This is a genomic window from Phocaeicola sp. RTP21198st1_B8_RTP21198_201120 (assembly GCF_040929485.1).
Taxonomy (GTDB): Bacteria; Bacteroidota; Bacteroidia; order Bacteroidales; family Bacteroidaceae; genus Phocaeicola; species Phocaeicola dorei.
Window position 1 is genome coordinate 20703 of record NZ_JBCOCI010000005.1, and the last position, 5235, is coordinate 25937.

Annotated in this window: 5 protein-coding genes; 1 reads left to right on the plus strand and 4 read right to left on the minus strand. The window is 42.3% G+C overall.

Translation table 11 applies throughout. From position 1 onward, the window contains the following. Positions 1-119 precede the first annotated feature (119 nt). Positions 120-518, plus strand: coding sequence for a hypothetical protein (locus AB5935_RS04215; RefSeq protein WP_007838202.1), 399 nt, complete (start codon positions 120-122; stop codon positions 516-518). On the opposite strand, the gene AB5935_RS04220 is transcribed toward AB5935_RS04215, so the two are convergent. The 4 genes from AB5935_RS04220 to AB5935_RS04235 all read right to left on the minus strand — a co-directional run. Next, positions 502-1764, minus strand: a complete 1263-nt coding sequence (locus AB5935_RS04220) for a clostripain-related cysteine peptidase (RefSeq protein ID WP_038609245.1) — start codon at positions 1762-1764, stop codon at positions 502-504. The genes AB5935_RS04215 and AB5935_RS04220 overlap by 17 nt on opposite strands. Positions 1765-1774: 10 nt before the next feature. Then, complete coding sequence (locus AB5935_RS04225) at positions 1775-2176, minus strand: hypothetical protein (RefSeq protein ID WP_007838198.1); 402 nt, start codon at positions 2174-2176, stop codon at positions 1775-1777. Between the two features lie 221 nt (positions 2177-2397). Continuing rightward, complete coding sequence (locus tag AB5935_RS04230) at positions 2398-3258, minus strand: RNA polymerase sigma factor RpoD/SigA (RefSeq protein ID WP_005843258.1); 861 nt, start codon at positions 3256-3258, stop codon at positions 2398-2400. A 505-nt stretch (positions 3259-3763) separates the two neighbouring features. After that, a partial coding sequence (locus tag AB5935_RS04235; RefSeq protein WP_368327335.1) for a Do family serine endopeptidase occupies positions 3764-5235 on the minus strand: 1472 nt, incomplete at its 5' end.

The following is a 5235-nucleotide window of genomic DNA, read 5'->3' on the forward strand; positions in this document are numbered from 1 at the left end:
TCTATAATGCGAGACATGTTTTACTTTTTTTGTTTGCACAAACTTACTAATAAAAAACAAAAATCCATTTGCTTTGTTCAAACTTATAGTTTACTTTCGCTTCAAAATACCGATTTATAATGAAAAGAGAAACAGTTATAATAGCGGCCCTAGGCATCCTTACTTTGGCAGGATGTAATAATAACCACCGTTCACAAGTCCGTAAATTCAAACAGACAGCCGAAAAGACCAACCGGTCCTGCCCCACACGTATGAACGAAACGATTACACTGGACAGCACCCGTTATAATGAGAAAGATAATAGTGTGAGCTATTTCTACAGTGTTACAGGAGAACTGGACAACGCCACTTATATGAACACCCATTATGCCGCCTTTAAACAAGCCCTGCAGAATGCAGTAGACAACTCGGTGGAAATGGAAGAATACCGGAAATTCGGTACTTCCATCCGCTATATCTATTATTCGGGATCAAGTAAAAAGCAACTGGCTGCATTCTCCTTCAATTCCCCCAAATAGATTCCGTTTCAGCCCATCCGGATGCATGATACCACGCTATGGAAGACTTGAAATAATTGTTCCAAAGCAAATATTTGGGAGTGGTGAATGAATTGGGGATATACATACCCATTCCACTGTAGTTATCCCCATCTATTCTGTACAAGGATGAGGTGGGATCATGAGTATAATCTGTATAAATGACCGTCTTCTTTAATTGTTGCGTAAAATCGTCTGGAGCCATTCCTCCACACAATTTTTCAATAAACTGTAACATATCATAGGCATATCCTTTGAAGTTGCTGCTGCCTTTGCCATATTGCTGCAAATCAGCTATATCCACGTTCTTCAGGCTATCCTGATTGGACAAAATCACACTTCTGACCGCTTCCGCCAAACCTTCCATCTGATTGCAATCCACTGCCGAAATGGTTCCCCAACCATTATAGTTATAATAATCTATATAATCTTTACAGATTGGCTTCAAATACTCCTTGATCGCATTTTCATACAAATAAGGCATCACACTTGCATAAGGAAATCCGGCTGCCGGTATATCAAGTACAGAAGCGATGCAATATTTGGCAGCATCCTTCAGCTCATAATACACTTCGGCACACCCCATCATACACGCATCAAACAAGACAAAATCAAACTTTTGAGGATTTACCGTACGCAGCACTTCCGCCAATTCCGGTATCAACGCTGTGTCACTGGAATACCGGCCGCCATCTTGACCTATAGAACGGGTGCCGGTAATAGTGGGCAACCATCCTGAACCGTGAGAACCAAAGATTATTCCATAACTTTCCGACGGATAAACACTCATCATATCACCTATCACTGTCTGCATGACGGTTTTCTCCGTCGATGTCTGAGGGGAATATTTTTTTCTGATATTGCCAATACTTATCAAGTCGTGAACCGACATGTCCTGATCCGCGATCATCGCATTGACCGCTTCTTTGGACATACTGTTGATCCTCCCTTGACCATTAGTCACATATTCAACGATACAAGGCTCCGGCCAACTGATATCCGAAGCCTCACCATCCCAATATACCAACAAAGCAGCCGAATCCTTCATAGCCTGAAGCCCCTGCATCATCGTCCGAATATTATTACGCAAATTGGAATTCAAGCTGTTATCCGCCCAAAAGAAAGCCAGGACCGTTCTTCCGGCATGTTGCTGAGGAATCACGATTGTTTCCTTCTCGCAAGAGAAGAAAAAGCAGGCTGTTAAAAATATAAATAGAATCTTTTTCATAAGAAAAGGATCACTCTTCCGGTTTCTTGAACTTGAATGCATTGGGGTTCACTTCGCGAATCAGCAAGGTCTTTCCTTTTTGATACTTGATCTTCATCTTATTGATGGTCTTCTGCAGTTTCTTTCTGCTGTTCGAGAAATAAACAAAGCAAGTGCGGTTCGTCAGCCCTTCCTCGTTTTCCAAATAATTTTTCAGCTGATAACTGTATTGTGAGCGCTCCGGCAACATCTTATTCTTATCCAGCCTTACACTGTCCAGCAATTGGATTTCCGTGAAATAAACCAATGAATCTGTAAACGATGCGGATACACCTACTATATAAACGGATTTACCTTTACTTCCTTTCAATGAGAATGCCGAGCATACCATCAGTACCAATAATAAAGAGCACAGAATCTTTATGGATTTCATAATTCTAATTTTATAATTTTATTAGAGGACAAAAATAGTTATTTACGGACAAATACGAAAAAGTAATAGATTAATTAACTATAATAATTTGCTGATGTGCCCATTACCATGTGGCACATAGCGCAGCCAATGGGCATTATTGGTATATTATGAACAAAAGCACAAGACGGGAGTAACCTTCCATCTTGTGCTTTGTTTTCTTTTCGGAAACCGAATCTTTCTTACCCTAAATAAGACTTAAGCAGCTTGCTACGCGAATTTTGTCTCAATCTTCTAATGGCTTTCTCTTTAATCTGGCGTACGCGCTCACGAGTGAGGCCGAATTTATCGCCGATTTCTTCCAACGTCATTTCCTGCGTATTAATACCGAAAAACATCTGGATAATATCCTTCTCCCTTTCGGTCAGCGTAGAGAGTGCTCTATCAATTTCCCTCGCAAGTGACTCATTAACCAAGGAACGGTCTGCCATAGGCGAGTCGTCGTTCACAAGCACATCCAACAAACTGTTGTCTTCTCCTTCCACAAAAGGAGCGTCTACAGAAATGTGGCGTCCTGAAACCTTCAACGTGTCCGAGATTTTGTCTACAGGTATTTCCAGTTCATCGGCCAGTTCTTCCGGAGAAGGACGACGCTCGTTTTCCTGTTCGAATTTAGAGAAGGCTTTGCTGATCTTGTTCAACGAGCCTACCTGATTCAACGGCAAACGGACAATACGTGACTGTTCTGCCAATGCCTGGAGAATAGACTGACGAATCCACCATACGGCGTAACTGATAAACTTGAAGCCTCGGGTCTCATCGAACTTTTCAGCTGCTTTAATCAATCCCAGGTTGCCTTCATTAATCAAGTCAGGAAGACTTAACCCCTGATTTTGATACTGCTTGGCTACAGACACGACGAAACGCAAGTTGGCACGTGTCAGTTTTTCCAATGCTACCCGGTCGCCTTTACGGATACGCTGAGCGAGCTCTACCTCTTCCTCTACAGTAATCAGGTCTTCACGGCCTATTTCCTGTAAATACTTATCCAGAGATGCGCTCTCTCGGTTAGTGATACTTTTGGTAATCTTTAATTGTCTCATTCTCTATAAAACAAATTTGGGATGCAAATTTACAACATTAAATGGAATACATCCATTTTTGTTTGAAAAATATTAGCTAATAAATCAAAAAAGACTATCTTTGTCCTTCTTTTCCTAAATATTTTGCGAAAATAGGGTTATATCTTTCTCTTTATTGATCTTATCAGCTTACTTAATAGAGATTATTCCATGATATAGCGTAAGGATGGATCCTGTCAACAGCTCTTATCTTATCGTGAAACAGAATTGATTTATGTCCTCCGTTTTCCGGCCGGACGGGAACGCAAACACCTATGACGCAAATTAATAGTTACACGACTCTACTATCGGATAAAAACATACTAAAAATCAAACTTGTGTTCCCATCATCCCCGAAATTCCGTTTACAATGCTTCTTTCCAGCATATCAATCCTGTTTGACTATAAAATCAGGATGCACGGAAGTGTCCCTTACCGTGCATCCTCTAAACTTTACCTATTGAAACTTTCTACCTTAAAAATATCCTTATTCCTGTATCAAATCTACTGCATAGTTCGCACGTTTACCTGACGGGAACATACCGCTCAAGAACAATACCTGATCCGGTGACTGGGTAGCAGCTTTCAGCACATCTTCCAAATCATTTACTGATTTGACAGGTTGTCCATTTGCCTTCAGGATGATGAAGCCTTTACGGATACCGGCAGCTTTCATTTTACCGTCTGTCACACCTGTGACTTCCACACCATATCCCAAGTTCAATTGTCTCTTCAATTCCTGAGGAACTTCACGGAACGCTGCGCCCAAGATATCCATGCCCGCACTCTTCACCACTTTCGTTGTTCCCTGTGCATTTTTCAAAGTCATCTCGATATCCTTTTCTTTCTTGTCACGCAACACCTTGACGGTTACTTTGTCACCCGGACGGTGTTTAGCCAACCCTTCCTGCAACTCTGCAAAGTTCTTCACACGTTTTCCGTCAATACCGATAATGACATCGTCCACTTCCAAGTTACCGGCCGCAGAACCTCCATCAATCACCTCAGCTATCAGCACACCATCGGTAGCACCCAGTTCCTTCACTTTCTTCTTGATTTCTTCCGGCATCATCTGCTGGTCATCATTAATCGGAGTACCCTTGATACCCAATACCGCACGCTGAACGGTTCCGTATTCTTTCAAATCGGCTATTACCTTTTTCATAATACTGGTAGGGATGGCAAAACCGTATCCGGAATAAGCTCCTGTCGGTGAATAAAGCACCGAGTTGATACCTACCAACTCTCCTTTTGCATTGACCAATGCCCCACCACTGTTACCTTGGTTAATAGCTGCATCCGTCTGGATGAATGATTCCACACCTTGATTATATACGCCCAAAGAACGTGCCTTGGCACTCACAATACCGGCGGTTACTGTAGATGTCATATTAAACGGATTACCTACAGCCAATACCCACTCGCCCACTTTCAAAGCCTCCGAATCGCCTACGGGAATAGTGGGAAGTTCATCCGCTTCAATTTTAACCAACGCTAAATCCGTGCTGGGATCTGTGCCGATTACACGTCCTTTATATTCACGTCCGTCATTCAGTTTGACACTGATCACATCAGCATTATCAATTACATGGTTATTCGTTACAATATATCCATCTTTCGAGATGATCACTCCGGAACCAAATCCCACTCTTTCAGGAGTCTGCACCTGACGCTGCTGACCGCCGCCTCTGCCATTCCCAAAAATATCACCAAAGAAATCATAGAACGGATCACGAACGGTAACTGTCTGAGTTTTTGATTCTTGAGTTGACTTTATATGAACTACTGCATGCACTGAATTTTCCGCTGCCTGAGTCAAATCCACCGGTTGCATTTGGGTGGCGTCCAGCGCGGCAAGTCTTGTATTCGGATTTTGTTGGAACACATCATTAAAGGCCACGCTTTTGTTTGGCTCGGGTTTCAACATAGAATAAGTCGTTACTCCTGCTACACCTGCGC

Bases quoted from the DNA above. Each gene is read 5' to 3' on its own strand.
- AB5935_RS04215 (WP_007838202.1), top strand. From the start codon at position 120: ATGAAAAGAGAAACAGTTATAATAGCGGCCCTAGGCATCCTTACTTTG.
- AB5935_RS04220 (WP_038609245.1), bottom strand. From the start codon at position 1,764: ATGAAAAAGATTCTATTTATATTTTTAACAGCCTGCTTTTTCTTCTCT.
- AB5935_RS04225 (WP_007838198.1), bottom strand. From the start codon at position 2,176: ATGAAATCCATAAAGATTCTGTGCTCTTTATTATTGGTACTGATGGTA.
- AB5935_RS04230 (WP_005843258.1), bottom strand. From the start codon at position 3,258: ATGAGACAATTAAAGATTACCAAAAGTATCACTAACCGAGAGAGCGCA.